This is a genomic window from Pseudomonas sp. GD04019, assembly GCF_029837695.1.
Taxonomy (GTDB): domain Bacteria; phylum Pseudomonadota; class Gammaproteobacteria; order Pseudomonadales; family Pseudomonadaceae; genus Aquipseudomonas.
Genome location: NZ_JAOEEA010000006.1, coordinates 33283 through 52012 on the forward strand (window position 1 = coordinate 33283; position 18730 = coordinate 52012).

General features: G+C 63.7%; 1 protein-coding gene (cut by both window edges). It reads right to left on the reverse strand.

This entire window lies inside a single protein-coding gene on the reverse strand: locus N7607_RS11055, encoding an Ig-like domain-containing protein (protein WP_279867831.1). The 42510-nt coding sequence extends 14975 nt beyond the window's left edge and 8805 nt beyond its right edge, so the window shows coding positions 8806-27535 — codons 2936 (complete) to 9179 (partial); reading right to left, the first codon wholly in view occupies positions 18728-18730. The start codon and the stop codon both lie outside this window.

The window sequence follows — 18730 nt, forward strand, 5'->3', positions numbered from 1 at the left end:
AGGCGGCAATGCGCTGGCGGCTCGCTAGGTCGACCAGCTGCACGCGGTCTCTGGACACACCCAGAATCTGTCCAGGCAGCATGAACATGCGCTCCACGCCGCCAGCCATAGCTGTGCTATCACCCTTGAGCTCGGCATTCAGGCGCCACAGGCTATCGTCGGCAGCAGCCACGTAGATGCTCTCCCCCTGGGCGACGAAGCTCAGCAGTTCAGCCCCCTGGAACTGAGCCAGGGGCGCGCCGGTGGCCGACAGGTGCAGCAACTGTTTGCCGGTCAGCACCAGGAAGCCGCCGCGATAGGCACGCAGCTGACGCACATCATCGGCCAGGCTCATAGCCTTGCTGGTGTCTTGCTTGATCTGCGCGCCCTTGACGTCGAACCAATAGAGGTCTCGCCCGCTGGCACCAAGCACGCTTTCGCCTTGCACCGCCAGATGGTTGAGCGGAGCCGCGAGGTTAGCCTGGCCGGCAATGCGCAGCCTATCCTGCGGGTCCAGCAGGGCCAGGCCGAAGCCTTTCACGCTCAACAGCAGATGGCTCTGCAGATAATCCATGGCGGCCACTTCGCCCGGCATACGCAGACGCGGCCCCTGGGCGTCGAACAGTTCGGCACCGCGAGTGAGCCAGTAGCCGCCAATGCTCGGCAACATAGTGTCGAATGGCAGACGCTCGGCAGCAGGCTGCAGGCGCCACGCGTCGATGACAGGAGCGCTCCAGCGCTGCTCGTGGCGATTGCCCAGCTCGTCGTTGACCAGAGCCCGCACGCGCAGCTCGGAGAGGCCTTTGGGCAGCCGCAGGCCGACACGTTCGCTGCCACTGGCCAGCAGCCGATCATCCTGATCCAGGGCCTCCAGCGTCACGGGATAGCGAGCCAGATCCACGCCATTGAGGCGCAGCTCCACCTGGCTGCCGGCATAGAGCTGACTGGGCAGGCCACTGAGCACTGGCTGCGGCATCTGCTGCTGCGGAGCCACACGCAGGTTCAGTTGCTGCTCGCTGTAATGGTAATCGCCGGAGAAGTACGCACGGGCACGCAGCACCAGGCTCTCCTGAACGGCCACCTGCGGCAGGCGCAGACTGAACTGGCCCTGTTGCCCTTTGGCGAACACGCGCGCCATGGTCTGGCCATTGAAGCTGCGCAGTTCCACTTCGACCCAGGCCGGAGCTTCGCTGACCTGATAGCCCAGCGACAGGGCGCTGCCTTCCGCGAAGATCTGGTTGTTGCCGGCACCGCTCAGGGTCATGGTCGCCGTCGGCTCGTTGGGCTTGGTGTAGAGAGCCAGCTCGCGTGCTCCCGCGGCATCCTGCCACTGATAGCGCACCTCGCCGCTTTCCGGCAGCTCGATCCAGTGGAACAGCTGCTGGGCGGTGGCCACTGCCGGCAGCGACACACCATTGCGCTGCAGATCGGCGCCACCGGCCGTGCTGCCCGACGGGAACGCGGTCACCAGCGGCAGGCGGGCACCAGCACTGATGACCGAAGTGCTGGCCGGGGCAAGAGTAGCGGCCTGGGCGGTAGCACCCGGAACGTCGAGTTCCAGGTCATGAACCGCAGCATGGTCCTGCATCCGCAGCTGCAGGCCTGCCGGCGCGCCAGCGAGCAACCAGGCGCGCCCCGCGGGGAAGCTTTCGCCCAGCGCGGCATCCAGCTCGCCCTGGTACCAGAGTTCATGGGCCGGCAATACGCTGCCGCTGTCGTCACGGAAGCTGACATCGGCCAGGCCGAGGGCGGCCTGGGCAGCATTCGACAGGCCGCCCACCAAGACGCCGTTGGGCAGGCGCTTGACGATGACACTCGACATATCGGGCGCCGCAGGTGCTGCCACGGCCAGGGCCTCGACGACCAGCTCCTGTTGACCCTCGCGACGCTGCAGCGAAGTCAGCTTGCCCTGAGCAAAGGCCATGGCCTCGTAGCTACCACCCAGCGCACCCAGGCGCTCACCATTGCGCCAGGCCTGCCAGGCATTGCCGTACAGCGTCTCGCTCACCAGCAGCCAGGTGAGCTCACCATCGAAGCGCGCGTCACTCACGGAGCCTGCAACGGCCAGGGTCTGCGCATCTCCCAGCACCCAACCATCGGCGCCCTTCGTCAGACTCCGTTGCTCGGCACCTGCCACGCTCCAGCTGAGCAGGCGCTCGCCCTGCAGGGCGAAGCCGCTGCGATTGGCCAGTGGCAGTCTGGCGACGGACTGCAGTGCGGGCACCTCGCCCACACCCAGCTGCAGCAGCTCCAGGCCCGCATCGGTCAGTACCGCCAGTCGCTGGCCGTCGACCTGAGCCTGGCGGATCTCGCCGCTCAGGCTCAGGCCGACCAGCTCGGCGAAGCCCTGGGCGCTGACGGCGTAGCCGGAGAACAGTTGGCCATGGCGAATGAACAGCAGATTGCCACTGCCACCGACCAGATCGCCGGCGATGCCGCGCTCGATGGCTGGCTGCCAGGCGCCGGCCTGCCACGACCAGTAGCGCAGGAAGTCATCGCCATCGCGGCGAATCTGCGCCACCAGGCCGGCTCCGGTATGGAACAGTCGCAGCACGCGGCCACTATCACTGTTTTCCACGGCGCCAGTCAGCGTGTTCAGGACATAGCCGCCACCCGTGCGATTCTCGACCCAGGCCGCTGCCTGCGGATTGCCCGGCAGTGCGACCAGCAGCGTGGCGCGATGGCCCTTGTCGATGGACTCCCGACGCTGCTCGCCCTGCAGGTAGCCAAGCTTGGCCAGGCTGCGCGACGTGCTCTTCTCGTGGCCGGAGCGGTCACGCAACACGGCATCCAGGCGCAGGGAGTCACCCTCGGCACGGCTCTCGATCACCTGGCGCGCAGCATTGAATGCCAGGCGCTGCGGGGTCGCGGCACTGGCCGGGTCGAACAGGTCGATGCGCGAATCGCTGCTGAAGTCCGGCATGTTCGCCGGCGGCGGCGACTGCAGCCAGAGCTCGCTGCCGGCCAGCAGCGTCTGGGACGGCTGCAGATCCAGGGTCGCCGCCTCGGCTATGCCGTCATCGGCGCGCAGATTGAGGATGCGCTGGGCCCGCAGGGTCTGGCCCTGCCAGGTTGCCTGCAAGCGAAGGACCAGCACGCCATCGACATTCACCTGAGGCGCCGGGATCTGCAGATCCAGGTACTCGTCGTCGTTCGCCGCACGGGTAATGGTGCGCGGGGCCGGGTTGGCCGGATTATGGCTGTCGCCGGCGATGTCCAGGTGCAGCGTGGCCTGCTCGAGCTGACGCATCCGCACGCGCACCGCTAACTGCTCGCCAGCATGCACGTTGAGACCGTCGGCCGGGTTGACGATGCTCAGCTCCGGGGCACCCTTCTTGCCGTCATATGGCAGCAGGTTGATGCTGGCAGTCGCGCTGACCAGCCCGTTCAGGTCGATGGCGCGCGCTACCACGCGGATCGGCTGGTTGGCATCCGCCGCGACCGGCACACGCAGACGACCCAGGTCGGCCAGGCGCTGGCAGGTCTGAGTGTCAGCAAAGGGATCGGCGGCCTGGCTGTCGATGCATGCCTCGACGTGGTCGATGCCGTAACGATCGGTGCTGCGCAGCACGACTTCGGTGACCTCACCGCGCGGCACGAACTCGCCATCCATCGGCGAAACGATGGCAAGTTGCGGCGGAGTCTGGTCGGCCAGCAGATCGTAACGACCCTGGAAGTACTGGTTCAGGCCCTCGCCAAGGCTGACACGCAGCTCGGCGGTCAGCGGATATGGCGCGGCGGGGCTGCCCGGCAGGTCGCGCAGGCGCGGGTGGACTTGGTCGAGACTGACCAGGCCGCTCTGCCGATCGAACTGTGCGGTGACGTAGCTGCCATCCTGCAGGCGAATTCTGGTCTCGGTCACCTGGTCGAGGTCGCCCTCGAGCTCGAAGCGCAGCTTGGTGCTGGAGCTTTCCTCGACTGCAACGGGCAGGGTGGAGAACTGGCGCAGGCGCAGATTCGGTGTACTGACCTGGGCATCGAAGCGGCGCTCGCTGGCGTTGACCCCGTCGCTGACCCGCAGCAGCAGGCTGAAGCCCTGGTACTCGCCTGCCAGAGTGAGACTGAAGGCCTGCTTACCGATCGCGATCCAGTCGGTCCTGTAGGTCTTGCCGCCGTCGCTGGACAGGCGATAGGCATAACTCAGCTTGTCCGTAGCCTGCATGTTGTCTTCAGCCTGCACACTGAAGTCGTACTTGCTCCCTACCTTCAGCTGAGTGACCGGAGTCAGCGGCTGCCCTCCCGCCAGGCTCACCTTTAGGGAATCGGTGCGTGGTGGCAGGCGGTCATCGGCCTTGTAGATGGCCAGGTAGTTGCCAGGCTGCGAAACGTCACCGATGGCAAGGTTGCCTGCCGCATCACGCAGCCCGCTCAGGCGCACTTCGTAATGGGCGTTGGGCTCCAGATGTGCATCACTTCGCAGGCGTAGCTCCAGGCGATTGCCCGTGCTTACCGGTGCGATGAAGCGGGCACTGACGTCTTCTTTCGGCTGCGAGTGGCTGTCGTAGTCCTTGAACTCCTTGAGCACGCTGAAGCTGCTGTAGCTCAGCGGCGAGCCGGCCTCGAGAATCAGTGGGTTGGCCGCATCCAGCGCGCGCACGACGCGCACCTTGGGTGCCGTGTCGTCCACCACCGTCAGCCATTGTGCCGGCTGTGCGTCGATCCGCTCGCCGCTGGACTCGCGCACCAGGCTGACCTGGTATTTCCAGCCGGCCTGGCTGGGCGGCGTGACGAAGCTCAGGCCCTCGCTGCCCAGGGTGAAGTCGACTCGGTTGGTGGCGTTCGGCTGGATGCCCTGCTCGACCGGGAACCAGTGCAGGCTGATACCCTCGGAGAGTCCCTGAGCCTTGAGCTGTATGGCGGTGCCGCCACTGTCGCTGACGGTCGAGGGATCGGCGCGGCCGGAAGTGACGCTTTCGATCAGCAGAGGCGCGGAAATGGCCAGCGCCACCGGCAACATCGCCCGTTGCTGGCCATAGCGGGCCTGCAAGGCGTAAAGCCCGGCCTGATCGAGCTGCACAGCAAAGCGCAGTTGGTCGCCGGCGGAATTGACCTGCAGCTGCTGACGGCCCAGTACCCGCTCGCCGATCTGCAGCTCGTCGATCAGCTGCAGCTGGCGGCCCTGCAATACATAGCTGCCTGCCTGACCGGCCAGGCCACGGTTAGGCTGCAACGCATCCAGACGCACCTGCGTCGTGCCAAAGAAGTCCGCAGAGTCCACCAGCCAGGGCAGGTCGAACTTCACTTCGCCACCCTGCAGCCAGTCGAGCGGTGCGCTCTCGATGTTCAGGCGATACAGGCCGGCAGGCTCGAATGCTGCCTGCTGAGGTACCGTACGCAGCTCGCTGCCCTGCACCTGCGAGGCGGCGGCAATCGATGCACCTCCCAGGTCGCTCAGACGGGTGGTGGCGGTCTGCCAGGCGAAGCCCGGGCCATTCAGGCGCAGGCCGATCGGCTCATCCGCGGCCGCCAGGCTCTCCGGCGCAACCTCCCAGACGTTGTTCAGCGGCAGCACGGCATTGGCATAGGAGCCGGCGCTGCGCCACTCCAGCAGGTTGCCATGCATCTCCAGTTGATCGATCTGGGCGCTGGCAGGCACCACGGCGACCGGCTTGCGGCTCAGCACGTAGGGCGCGTCCAGGTTCAGGTCGTATACCTGCAGGTCGGATCCGGACTGCTGTACCAGCAGATCGCCCAGCGCGGTAACCGGGCTAGCCCCTACGCCCACTTCTCCCAGCAGGGGGTCACCGCGGCCACGCAGCAGGGCGGCGCGATGCAGCACCTGCAGCGAACTGCCACCGAGCAGGTAGACGCGACTGCCATCCGCCCACAGGCGCTGCACGGCATTCAGCGTGTGGTTGTGGCGGCTGAGCACCTGCTGCGGATCGCGGGAGCTGCGCACTTCCAGACGGTTCTTGTAGAGCAGGTAGATGGCACGGTTGTCCAGCTCCACCTGGACCAGATCCGCAGGGGTGTCGAGGGTCAGTTCCTGCAGTTCGGCGCCCTGCACCTGACCATGGAATACGCGGGTACCTGCCTTGGCAAGCAACAGGTCACCGGCAAGCTCCAGGTTCTGATAGGCAACCTTCCGACTGTTGGGCAGTGATGTCAGCAGGCGCGGTGCATAGAGGTTGCTCAGGTCGTAGGTCTTGATCTGGGCATTCTTGTCGAGAACAGCAGCATAGCCATCGCCCAATGCGATGTCCTGAGCATCGGCATCGCTCTGCCATTTGGCCAGCAACTGCGGTTTGCTGCCATCACGAAGACTGAACAGTTGCAGGTTCTTGAGGTTCGCAGTGAGCATCAGATCGCCCTGGCGACGGAACAGCGATACCTCCTTCAGTTGCAACTGCGACGGCAGATTGACTCGCAGGCTGGTGTCCGCGGCGACATCGCTGGCGAAGCCCTGGTTGCTGAGCTCCACATTCAGGGTGCCCAGGGTGTCGTCCGGCACGACGAAGCTGAGCAGGTCGGAACGCTCCAGGCGGACGTCACTGCGCAGGAGGCCGTTCACCCGCACCTGGGTGGCCTCACCGAAGCCACGCCCCTGCAGGCCGATGGTCTGACCGGCGTTGAAGATAAAGCGCTTGTTGCTCGCCGCCAGAGTGCCGCTGGTACGGTTGTATTCGCCCGATACGTCGATCCGCGGGTCAGCGACATAGGTCAGCGCGGCAGCCTGGAACACTTCCTGTCCGCCCTGGCGCAGGCGCAGGCCGACCAGCAGGTTACTGTTCGGCGAAGTACTCAGGGCGGGCAGGCGGAAGCGCAGCTCGTTCTCGTCACGGTAGAGAATGTCGCTGGCCGGCACGCGCAGGCCACCCACCTCGATGATCAGGCTCTCGCCGAAGCCATACCCACGCAGGATGGCCTCACCGCCGCCTCGCCAGCTGGACTGGCGCGGGCTCAGGCTATCCAGCTGTGGCTGCTCTTCGCTATCGGCAATGAAACGGAAGCGGTAGTCGTGTCCCAGGCTGCGCTTCTGCTGGTCCCGCAGCTCGCCGGACAGCACCACTTCATATTGCTTGCCCGCCGTCAGCGTACTCGGGCGAATCACCAGGCGACCCACACCCGCCTGGGCAATCTGGCTCGGGACCACTACGCCATCGAGGCGCAGCTGTACCAGCTGGGCGCCCTGGTCACGCAGCTGCTGGTTGTCCAGCAGGCGGTTGAACTGCACCTCGATCGCGCTGTTGCGCGGCAGGCGGCCCGCCAGGCGCGGGGATTGCGACAGGATCGCCAGATCCTGATAGACGAGGGTGTTCAGGCTGCCGCCCAACTGGGTGGCGGACGACAGATCGTCCAGCGGGTTCTCGCGCGGTTCGCCGTTGACGAAGACGAAGGAGCTACCGGCATACAGAGCCTGGCTCCCCAGCGACAGGCTGGAGACGTTGCCCAGTACGCTGAAGTAGTCGCGCAGCCCGATATTTTCGCGTACCTGGCCGTTGAGCCATGGGGAAATGTCGAACAACTGCACATCGCCCTGGCCACCGGCCACATAGAGGGTCTGGCCGGCCAACTGCATCTGGCCGGCATACAGATCGCCACGGCTGACCAGATAAGCCAGCTTGAGATCGGTGATCGGGCTGGCACTGGTCTCACTATCCAGCGCAAAGAGCTGCACGGTGGCACTGTCACCACTGGACACCAGAAGCTGCTCCGGCAGCACCAGCACGTCTTCCGGACGGAACCTGTAACCCGCCGCACTGCGCGCATCGACGCGACGCTGTACGCGGTATTCGCCGCTCGCCAGCTCGATCTCCACCAGTTGCCGTTGCTCCGGCAGGGTCAGCCACAGGCTGGAGCCGGCGAGACGCAGACGGCCAGGAGCGCCGCCAAGCTTGGCGTTGTCCAGCAGGCCGAGGTCGATCAGCTTGAGCTCGTTGGTCAGGCGATAGATACGGATACCCTGCTGATAGGCAACGTAGATCAGGCCGTCACCGCTGGCCAGCGCATTGATCTCGGCTGGCAGATCCAGTTCTGTGATGCGCTCCGGCTCTGCCGGCAGGGTCAGGTCGAACTGGATCAGCTTGCGCGCGCCCGCCACGAACAGCTGGTTGTTCGCGATGGTCATGTCGACGAAGCCACGTGGCGTCAGGCTGGCTTCGTAGTGGTAGTACTTCTCGCTGTCGAGGAACTGCTTGGTCAGGATGACCGGGTGCACCGGATCGCTGATATCGGCCACGATCAGGCGGGCATCCTTGCTGGTGATGCGCGACACCCGCCCTTGATGGTCGAGCTTGTCGAAGCTGCCGCCAGTAATGGCATAGAGCAGCTGGGAGTCGGCGTTGTCGAGACGGGCGATGGCAGAAACCGGTGCAGCCACTTCTGGCGGCAGGTTGACCGAGCCGGTCGGCACGCCGGTATAGAAGTATTCCACCGGTGCTTCGGTCTGCTCGTTCTGGAACAGCAGGTTCTCCACCACGACCTTGGCCTTGCCGAAGCTGCCAGCCGGTGCGCGAACTTCGACGCGATTGCTGCTGATGACCTTGAGATCACCAGCCAGAGCACCCGCGAAACGCACCTTCATGTGATGGCTGAAGCCACGGCCATGCAAGGTCACCAGATTACCGCCCTGGGGAGGACCGGTCTTCGGTTGCAGGTCGTCGATCTCGATCTGCGGCAGCACGGTAATGGCGCCCTGGCGGATGTAGGCTAGGTTCTGGTCCAAGCGCTCGACCTTGACCGGCAACGAGGCGCTGACTCCACGCAGCTGCAGATCCGGTACCAGCACGCGTAGTTCCTGATCCGAAACGCCAATGATCTGCTCAGGCAGCAGGCGGGTCTCGCCTATCCACACCACCAGCTGCTCAGCCGCTATTCCGAAGCCCGAACCTCGCAGCAGGGCAACTTCGCCGCCTGTGGCATGGAAGTAATGCAGACCCGCAACGCCATCGACCTCACGCTGCACCTGGTTCACCTGCGGGCGCTGACCGACACGACGCTCCAGTTGCAGGACAAACGGCTGGCGCAGGCCATGACCCTGCAGATCCAGCAGGTTCTGTCCGACTTCTATACGCAGGCGGCCCTGGTAGTCGCCTTTGAAGCGCAATTCGATATGGCCGCCACGCAGGGTATTGCTGCCGCTCAATTCATAGGCGGCATCTGCCAGAGGCTGGCCCTCACCATCGAGCACACGCATGGCCGCCGCTAGATGGGCAGCATCGCTGTTGATCAGGTTGTTGAAGGCAATGCGGACTGTCTCGTTGACGCCGATCACCGCACCATTGCCCGGGGTGCTGGACGCCACGGCGAGATAAGGCTGGGTATTGATCTCAACGCCCTTGCCGTTGTCCTGCATGATCTGGCCGCCCATGCCAAGCAGTTCGCCGCTACCCTTTTGCCAGTAGATGGTTTCGTACTGACCCTGAGCATTGGCCTCGAGCAGCAGATAGCTATCGCCAGTGGCAACGCTGATCAGCCCCTGTTGCACCTGCAGGGACGGCAGCAGCAGGGCCTGACCAATAGACTCCACCTTGACGGTGCCACGCTCGATCGCCTGCACTCGATAGTCGAGGCGCTCGCCGAAGTCCTTGAAGCTCGCCAGATGCAGTTGCTTGTCACGCAAGAACAGCACGTACAGCTCGCCGTTCAGCCACTGCACATCGACTGGTGCCCCCAGCAGGTCAGCACGCAGGCTGCCGTCGAAAGCAATGTTCGGCAGGGAGGCCGGAGCGCCCAGTTCGTCACGACCCAACGGCAGGAAGCGCACATAACCAGTACCCAAATCGTTGGCGGCGGCCACCGCCAGCACCCGACGCTCGACTTCGATAGCGAGATCGAGTGCTCGGTGATTCGGCAGCGACAGGGTGGAGACCAGCAGTGGCTGATTGAGATTGTTGGTATCGACAACACTGACGCCGCGACGGTCGTTGGCCAGATAGACTGCCTTGTCCAGCACTTCCAGACCCAGGACCGGGTCGTCCAGGCGCAGCTGGGACAGACGAATCGGCCGCTCCCACAGACCAATGTCGTAGATCTCCATGCCACCCGGCATCAGGAAGCGATTGCTCGAAGTAGGCTGAGCGCCACCCTTGACCCCAACGAACAGCAGATCTTCGATGGTCTGAGCGGCACCGATCTGCATGGGCGGATAGTTCGGCAGTACTACACCGAGACCCTTCGGCAGAGTGTAGGACAGCGAGCCGACCTTGATTTCACGGATGGCAGCACCCGAGGGGATGCGCAGGAAGATGTCGTAGATATCCGGATCGATCACGCCAGGCAAGGTGAACGTGAAGCTGCTCTGGGTGATCACGTTGTCTTGCAAATCGATGGTCGTTACACCGGCATCTTCGACAACGGGGTTGCGGCCGGTATAGATCTCGGTGTCGCCATGGCGGGCACGAAGCACCACACGGGTGCCCGGCATCAGGCTCTCATGGCTGGCTGCGATGCTGACCGTCTGGCCGCCCTGTTTGCCGGCAGAGTCTGGCGAGATAGTGAACTTGACCTGCTCCAGCGGCTGCTCCGCGCCGACCAACAGAGCACCCAGATAGTCATCACGCAGGCCGCCATCATCCAGACGCAGATGCCACTGCCCCGGAGATAGCGGCAGCAGATCGAGCGCATGCGCAGCGATTTCCAGGCGCTCGGCACTGACCCTCTGGACCTGTATCGGATACTGGTTGATGAATGCCTTCACGGATTGCGAGAAGCCGGAGCCGTGGATCACCACAGTATCCTGGGAGCCGCGGTGGAAGCTGGCATTCTCCAGGAATTTGATGCGCGGCTGGCTGGCGTTCTCAGGGGCGGTGCGGAAGTCGACCTGGAAGGGCGCCCACAGGCCGCCGCCACGCAGGTTGCGCGCGCTGTTCAGTTGCAGGCGTAGCTGTGCCCCTGACTTGGGCGCAAAGCGCAGTGCGACTCGGCTGGCAGACTGCCCATCGCCATTGAGTGCTTCGACGACAGGAACCGCCATGGCTGAGGCACCATCAGAGAGCTCCTGAAGTTGCAGAGCCCCTTCGGCCCGCAGCGATTCCAGGGTCACCGGCTCGTTGAAGGTCAGCTGCAGCGCCTGCTCACCAGAGGCCAGAATACCGCCCTGCTGCACGCTGGCGTTCATCACAACGGCACCTGGTAGCTCCAGCAGGGTAAGACCTTTCTTACCCGAACCCGCGACCAAGCGGTTATTGAACAGATCCAGTGCTTCGATACGCTCCTCGTTACCCGCAGAAACCACTCGTGGCTGCAGCGGCTCGCGGATGTCCAAGACCACTACACCACCGCTCTCGGCTGCCACAAACAACAGGCTGCCGGCCAGATGCAGGCGCAGACCACGGCCAGCAGCCGACTGCAACTGCTGACCCAGCGCGACGCGCACACGCTCCAGCGGTTGATCCCGATTAACGATTTCCAGACCGCTACTACCCTGCGCCACCAACAGGTAACGACCATAAACCAGGGCATCCTGCGGATTGGCCGTGAAGTCGTAACTGCGCTTCTGCGCCGGATCGAACAGGTTGACCGATTCGATGCTGCCAGCAGTACCGTCCTTCGCCTGTACCAGCGACTCGTCCCAACCCGGGCACTTCACCCAGGCGGCGCTGCGAATAACACCACCGGCCATCAGCCAGCCATCGTCGAGACGCAGCAAACCGCTGCCCTTGATGCCGACGGATGCGAGCCGGATCGGATCCTCGCCATCGCGGTAGTTGAGGGCCATGAGCGAGTCGGGGAGGGACTCGCCGATCCTGGATGCACAGGTATTACTGTCTGGTGGATCCGCTTTTATCGAGGCATCAGCAGCAAACAGACCAGCGCCACGTTTGAGCACGCGGCTGACAGGGGCAGTCAGCACCTCCTCATGAATCACCTGCAGGCCGTTCTGCTCATCCAGGTTGAGGCGGGCTACACCACCCAGGCCGCTGGCGACATACAGGCGCTTGCGCCAGGTATTTTCTTCCCACTCCTGGGTCGGCTGGATCTGCAGCGAATCGAGGCCCACACGGAAATCTTGGGCAGCCTGAACATTGAGGACTCTCTGCTCTTCCGGCGAGGGCTCCCAGTTACCAGTAGACATGAACGCTCTGGCGATGCGCTCATTGATTGCCATCGCCTGCATCTTCAGATCGATGCGACGCGAGTCGCTCGGTAGCGCCGGCGAGCCACCGACCAATAGCGGCTGGCTGGGGTTCTGTACGGAGAAGGCGGCGGCGCGATAGTTTTCCGGCAACCAGCCACCGATGGGCAGCTTGTACTGACCATATCCGTCGGTCATATGGCCACCGTTGGTCAGGGCCACGCCGGTTTCCTGATCGATCCACAGGTCGCTGGGGTAGATCAGCGATGGATGTAGCTCGGACAGTTTGCGCAGGCCGTAGCCAAAGCTCTTGTCGCCATTGAGGCGGGACTGGTTGCCGTAGCGATCCTCGGCCAATACCTCGACCTTGCCCGGCGCTCCGCGCGGAGAGGTCACCCGCATGCGGGTGCTCGACAGTACCTCGATACGGCCAACCGGCATGCCACCGAAGCGCACCTTGAGACCATCCATCACACTGTTGCCGGGCTCGAAGCCGTCGCCACGCAAGGTGACCGAGGTTTCTCCACCGACTGGCCCCCAAAGCGGCGATAGCTCGTCCAGGCGCACTGGTGCATCTACCAGCAATGCACCTTCGAGGACTGCCTGCTGGACAACACCATCGCGCACCGCCGCCATCGTCAGGTTGTACTGCCCGGCCTTTGGCAACGCTGGAACACTGACAGTCAGCACAGCCGGAGCGGTCTCGCCTTCGCGACTGACGCTCTCGATCTGCACCGCCTGGTCACCTACATAGATGTGGACCTGCGCGAGGTTCTCCGGCACACCGCGGGCACTGACCGTCACCAGACTGGCCTGATCGCGCGCCACCCTCCTGGGCACAACGGCCTCGATCGACAGGGCATCGGTGCGCGCACCACGATAGATCATGGAAACCCGCTGATCCTGCGCCAGACGCTGCAGAACCAGCGGCTCCCTGCCGGGAATCGGCTTGACCGATACCAAGCCCGCCTTGACCAGCAGCGTCAGGCGATCTCCCGCCTGCAGGCGAGCGGCGCTGGCACTATCCAGCACCAGCTTGGCATCATTGCTGGTGATCTGCGTGGTTGCGCTCAGGGTATCGCCTTGCGGCCCCAGCAGACTGAAATGCTGGAGGTTGGCCGGATACTGGTCGATCGCCTTGCTGAAGCGGGCCATGACCTGCAGGCTACCATCGGGTTGGCGGTCGAGAATGCCGTTGCGCGGGTCCACCATGTGCAGACGCAGCACCACGTCTGGCATCACCTGCACCACGCTACCATTGGCTTCTACGCCGCCGCCAAGCGCCGAGTAGGCATCCGCTACTACGCTCTCGATGCTGCCGCCCGCCGGGGCGTTCATGCTGCGGCCCGGTTGCGGACGCAGCGGGTCGGTGACATCGATGGTCAGGATGCCCTTGTCACCGCGCGCGACATAGAGGGTGTTGCCGTTGAAGTCGAGGTCGTATGCATAACCGATGTCATTGACTCGCGCGACGATACGCGGCGCGCTCGGGTCCTGCAGATCAACCACTGCGACACCGCTGGCACCCGCAGCCACATAGGCGAAGCGCCCCTGCAGAGAAACACGGGTACCCGGCAGGTCGAGACGGGACAGTTGACGCAGCCCCTGTGCCTTGTCCTGGCGGAACACATAGAAGCCGCCACTACCGTTGGCCTCCAGGGTGGTCAGCCGGTTGCTATTCACGCTGAAGTTGCCACCGACCCCAATCAGGATGCTCGCATCACCCGCAGCAGCATCCTGGGTGGCCACATCTAGCAACGGCAGACTCGGTTCGGTCGCCAGATTCTCGACCAGGTAGGTCTTGTTCGGCAGGAAGGAATCGACTATGCCAACACCAGCCCCCCCCATGCCCAGCAATACTCGCGCATTGCGCACACGCAGGCCACGCACCAGATTACTGGGCAGCTCCAGAGAGCCGAGTATCGTGCTGTTAACCGGATTGATCTGGTCGAAGGCCACGGTAAAGAGACGAGCCTCAATCGGCGCCCCACTACTATCCAGGCGCACGCCGGTGATATAGGCGCGATCACTGCCACGTTCGAAGAACGGCTCCACACCCAGGGCAACAAACTGGTTCGGCAGGGTCACGCGGGAAACGATGCGATCATCGCTCTTGTCGCCATTGCGATCGATCAGCCCCAGCAGAGTATCCGGGTTGACCACCTGATCACCGGCGTTGACTCGGTACACCAGCACACCAGCGCTACCCTGCGCAGCAAACAGGTAGCTGCCAGTAGGGTCCAGAGCCAGGTCGTAGACACGCCCCTTGTCACGGATCAACGCTTGTGGCGACTGCTGATAGGCGAACGCCTGGCGCAGAATGCCCTGCTGACCATTGCCATTCAGCTTGACCAGTACATCGACCGTACCGAGCGAACCGGCTGGAGTGATGATCTCGATGGTCTCGGAGTCGAGCACCTTGTACTGCTCGGCTGGCATCTCGCCAAACAGCACCGACATGGCACCTGGATCGCTGCGGAAACCCTGGCCCTTGATCAGGACGCGAGTGCCTCCATTGAACGAACCCTGATTGGGGCTCAGCGAACGCACCAGTAGCGGCTCGACGAATTGCACAGCACCGACTTTCGACGCCTTGCTGCCGTTACCGGCGATGACCTGCATGCTGGCAGGGCCCGGCAGGCTGGCCGGAGCCTGAACGCGATAGCGCGCACGCCCGTCCAGCAGGGTTTCGACCAGCGTTGCCGATGCAACCTGCCCGGACAGGCTGAACTGTGGCTGGCCACTGTTCCCCGAGAGCAGTACATCCAGCTCGCCGCCGCCGATATCCAGCGTGCCGGGCACGATACTCTCTATATCGATCTGCGGGCCTGTAGCCAGGCCCGTACGGAAGCGGACGCTGTGCTCCATCAGGCCGCGGGTCCTACGACTGGCAAGATCGCCCTTGAGCACAATGCGGTAGCCATTGGCCGCAGCCAGCGTCTGCTCCGGCAGCAGGCGCAGAGTCCGCTGGTCCGCGCTGCGCTCGATGGCGAACGGCACGACTTCAGGACTCTGCCCGGTCAGGGCATCGCGCTGCAGTTGCAGGTAATCGCGCAGCTCGTCGTCATCGTAATGCGCCAGCGAGCGGCTGAAGCGCAGCTCCAGCGGGCTGTCCAGTGGCACACCCTCGCCCTGATCGCGCGGCACGCTACCGACCAGCTCCAACGTCAGCAGATCGATCATGCCCAAGCGGGAAATCGTCGCGCCTTTGCTGTTCGGGAATTGAAGGGCGAACACACCGACGCCATGGTCGGTCACCAGCAATGGAAGACTGTTGCCGGTCTTGCTGAGCAACCCGCTGTTCCGCCTCAGGCAACGATCAGGCAGCACTAGAGCGTCCAGCAGACCGATATTGTCCGGGCGGCTGAAATCGTAGAAGCCCAGGTAGCCTCCCGGAGACTCCATGCATTTCTCACCAGGCGTGGAAGCCGTGGTCAAGCCGAGCCAGGTGGTGGCCTGCGCATGGATACCCCTGCTGGCGCCCGGCACGCTGAAACCACCGGGTTCGTAGGCGCCCACTTCGCGGATGTAGGCAGGCCGGCTGGCATCGTAGAGCTTGAGATCTTCGCTACCGACATAACGACTGCCATCGGCACTCAGACCGAAGAATCCACTGGCCTTGCCATCACCCAGTTGCGGTAGGGACGGCTTGCTCAGGTCGAACGCAACACGGCGTGTGCCGTTGACCACATGCAGGGTGTCGCCAATCACGGCGATATCCTGCACGTCGCTCAAATTCTGGCTCTGGCCATTCAGGGTCGCCTGGGCGATACGACGGATCACGCTCGGCCGCAGCGGATCGGCCAGGCTGACCACGGCAACGCCTTCCTGGCGACTGGCTACCAGCGCCAAGCCCTGATGAACCACAACCTTCTCCACCACGCCGGTGAACGGCAGGGGCAGGCTGAAACGGATGCCGCGATCCTTGCCCGGCGGCTGCTCGGTCAGGTCTTCTGGATCACGTATCTCGCGGTCATAGACCAGCAGCAAGCTGCGGTCTTCGTTCTCGGTATCCAGATAGGGGAACTTGTAGCCCCGCGCGGCCACATACAGCTGCTTCTCGGCCAGCGCCATGGCACTGGGTTGCAGGTCCTGGGGCAGGTTGTAGTAACCCAGACCGTGACGCGGGGCGGCCTGATCGATGCGCGCCGGATCATATTTGACCAGACTGATCCAACCCGGTGCGTACAGGTGCTGGAACTCTTCGAGGGTATTGAGTTTATCTGGCGTAGGCACACCTGAGCCCAGCTCGCCACGACCCAGCACGTAGACCATGCGCAGATCGCTATCCACGGCCAGGTCGACAATATTTCCTGGCGGCAGCTTCAGCGGGTCCGGCACATAGTCGGTCAACCCACCGTGCTCCAGAATTTTCAGCCGATCCTCGATTTCCTTGCGAGTCATCGGCGGTTCGCTTTCGAGGCCGCGATCCATTTGCAGGCGACCGTAGAACAGAGCATTGCGCTGGATGTAGCGACGACCCAGCTCATCGGACAGCTCGATATCGATAAAGCCACGATAGCCGCCACCTTCGTCATCACGCAGGTCCGGCACCACCCAGCTCATGCGCTCGCCACTGTACAGGCGCAGCTCGGCCGAGCCGACCTTGAAGGTCTGCTCGCTATCCGGGTCACCACTCTTGTAGGCGGTCAGGGTCATGCCGGCATGGAAGCCCTTGCCCACCAGCTCGACGCGATCATTGCTGCCGCTCTGCTTGGCTCGTACCACTGCAGGGGTCAGGTGAGAGATCGACAGCTCATCGACGAAGATGAAACCGCCCAGCACGGTGTCGGTCAGGCCGCCCTCGGTCTGCACCATGACCGTCGCCGGTCCTGGATAGTTCGGCACGGTCTTGGCGTACAGCGCCACCACGCCGGTCTCGGCATCCACCTCACGCCGCTCGACCACCAACGGCTCGCCGCCAACCAGCAGGCGCGGCTGGTCACCAAAGTGGCGACCACGCACGATCAGCTCTGTGCCACCACGCACATCACCAACGTTGACGCAGGCACCACGCTCGCGACTCTCGCGGGTACAGACGCTCTGGATATCCGGGTAGAGGGCATCGGCCGGCGCGGTGGTGAAGCTGAATAGATAGTCGGCAGCCATGGGCTGGCCGGTGATCGGTGTAAGTCCTTGCTTCACACGCACGAAGTAGCGCTGGCGCGGCAGAAGATTCTGGCCTTCCTTGCGGGTCAGCTGGATACGACGCTTGGTCACGTCGGTACCGCGAGCAGCGAAGGACAGGTCGAATTGGGCGGTGATATCGCGCCCGATCTGCGCATCGCCTTCGAGCACCTGCAGGTAGTCGCCCAGGACCGTGCTGTCCGGCACAACGGCAGACAGCTCGATCAGGATGGCTGGCAGCTGGGTGCTGACATCGTTCTCGCCATATTGCGGGCTGTGCTGCAGGACCGTCAGGGCCGGCAGATCGATACGCCCGATACCACCCTTGCCCGCAGCAACCTGGATGCCGCCACGAGCCAGTGTTACGCCGCGTACGGCGAAATTGTCAGTGGTGGCGTTGCGCTGCAGCATGACCGGCACACTGGCGTCCAACCCGCTCTCGCCGACTCTGGCCAGATCGATGATCTGCACCAGGCTCTGTGTCGGCCTATCCGACTGGTCGGACAACAGCTGGGTGACATAGGCCAGGTTGCCGGACAGATGTACGTCGTAGAGGCCATCGGCAGCCTGGTCAGGACGGTGCGGGCCAACTTCGACGACCTGAGCCAGACGCGGCTGATCCGGCTCGCTGATATCGATACGCGACAGCCGGGCACTGTCGCCGTTGCCGGCCATGTCGGTAACGAACAGTTGGCTACCGACCAGGTGCAAGCGGTTGGCCACACCCAGGGTATCGATGCGCGCCACGATCGGCATGGCTGGTGTACTGAGGTCGGCCACCACCACGCCCTCTTCGGAGGCGGCAATATAGGCATAGTGGCCACGAATCTTGACGTCGCGGGTAAATCCGTTGGGCTTGATGTAGCCGACGTGATAGGGCGCGGTCATGTTGCTGATGTCGATCACCTGCACGCCGCCATTGCCGTTGGCAACCAGCACGAGATTGCCGCTGCGGGTGAGGCCATAGACATCCGGATAGGGCATGTCTACACGACCCATCAACAGATAGGGCAGTCCGAACTGCCCGTCGCCGTTCTTCTGCCCGAAGAGCAGCAGTTCGCCGGCATCGTTGTCCAGATAGAGCGCCCCGGTCCCCTCGCTCGGGCGGTCACCACCGACCCAGTCCTTGCGGATCTCCTGCTCCATGCTGCTGATGAAGGAGCACTCTGGCGTGTCTTCACCGCACTTGCCATTGGGTAGGCCCGACTTGGATGCAAGAACAATATTCTCGTCCGAGAGCAGCTCGCCGATGCTGCCGCTGAACATTTCGGCGGCGCCGTTGAGCAGCGGCGAGTAGGCGAAGAAGTCGCCACTCTGGTTGCTCTGCGTCTCGTCTACGGCGTCCATGATGAAGATGCCAGTACGAGCAGGCGGCATCGCTCTCTGCTCACCTTTTTCCAGCAGACCCAGGCCTTGCTCGATACGCAGAGGATCGACGCTGGACCAGGCCGCCATCATGGCACCACTGCGGTCGAGCGAGCGGTACTGGTCCACCGCGGTGTAGTGCACGGTCTTCGCGGCCTGCTGGTTGCCCAGGTTCGGCGCGATGAAGCGGCGCTCGCTGAGCGGCCAGCCCACTTCGTGATAGGTGTCGCGCTTGACCGTGTG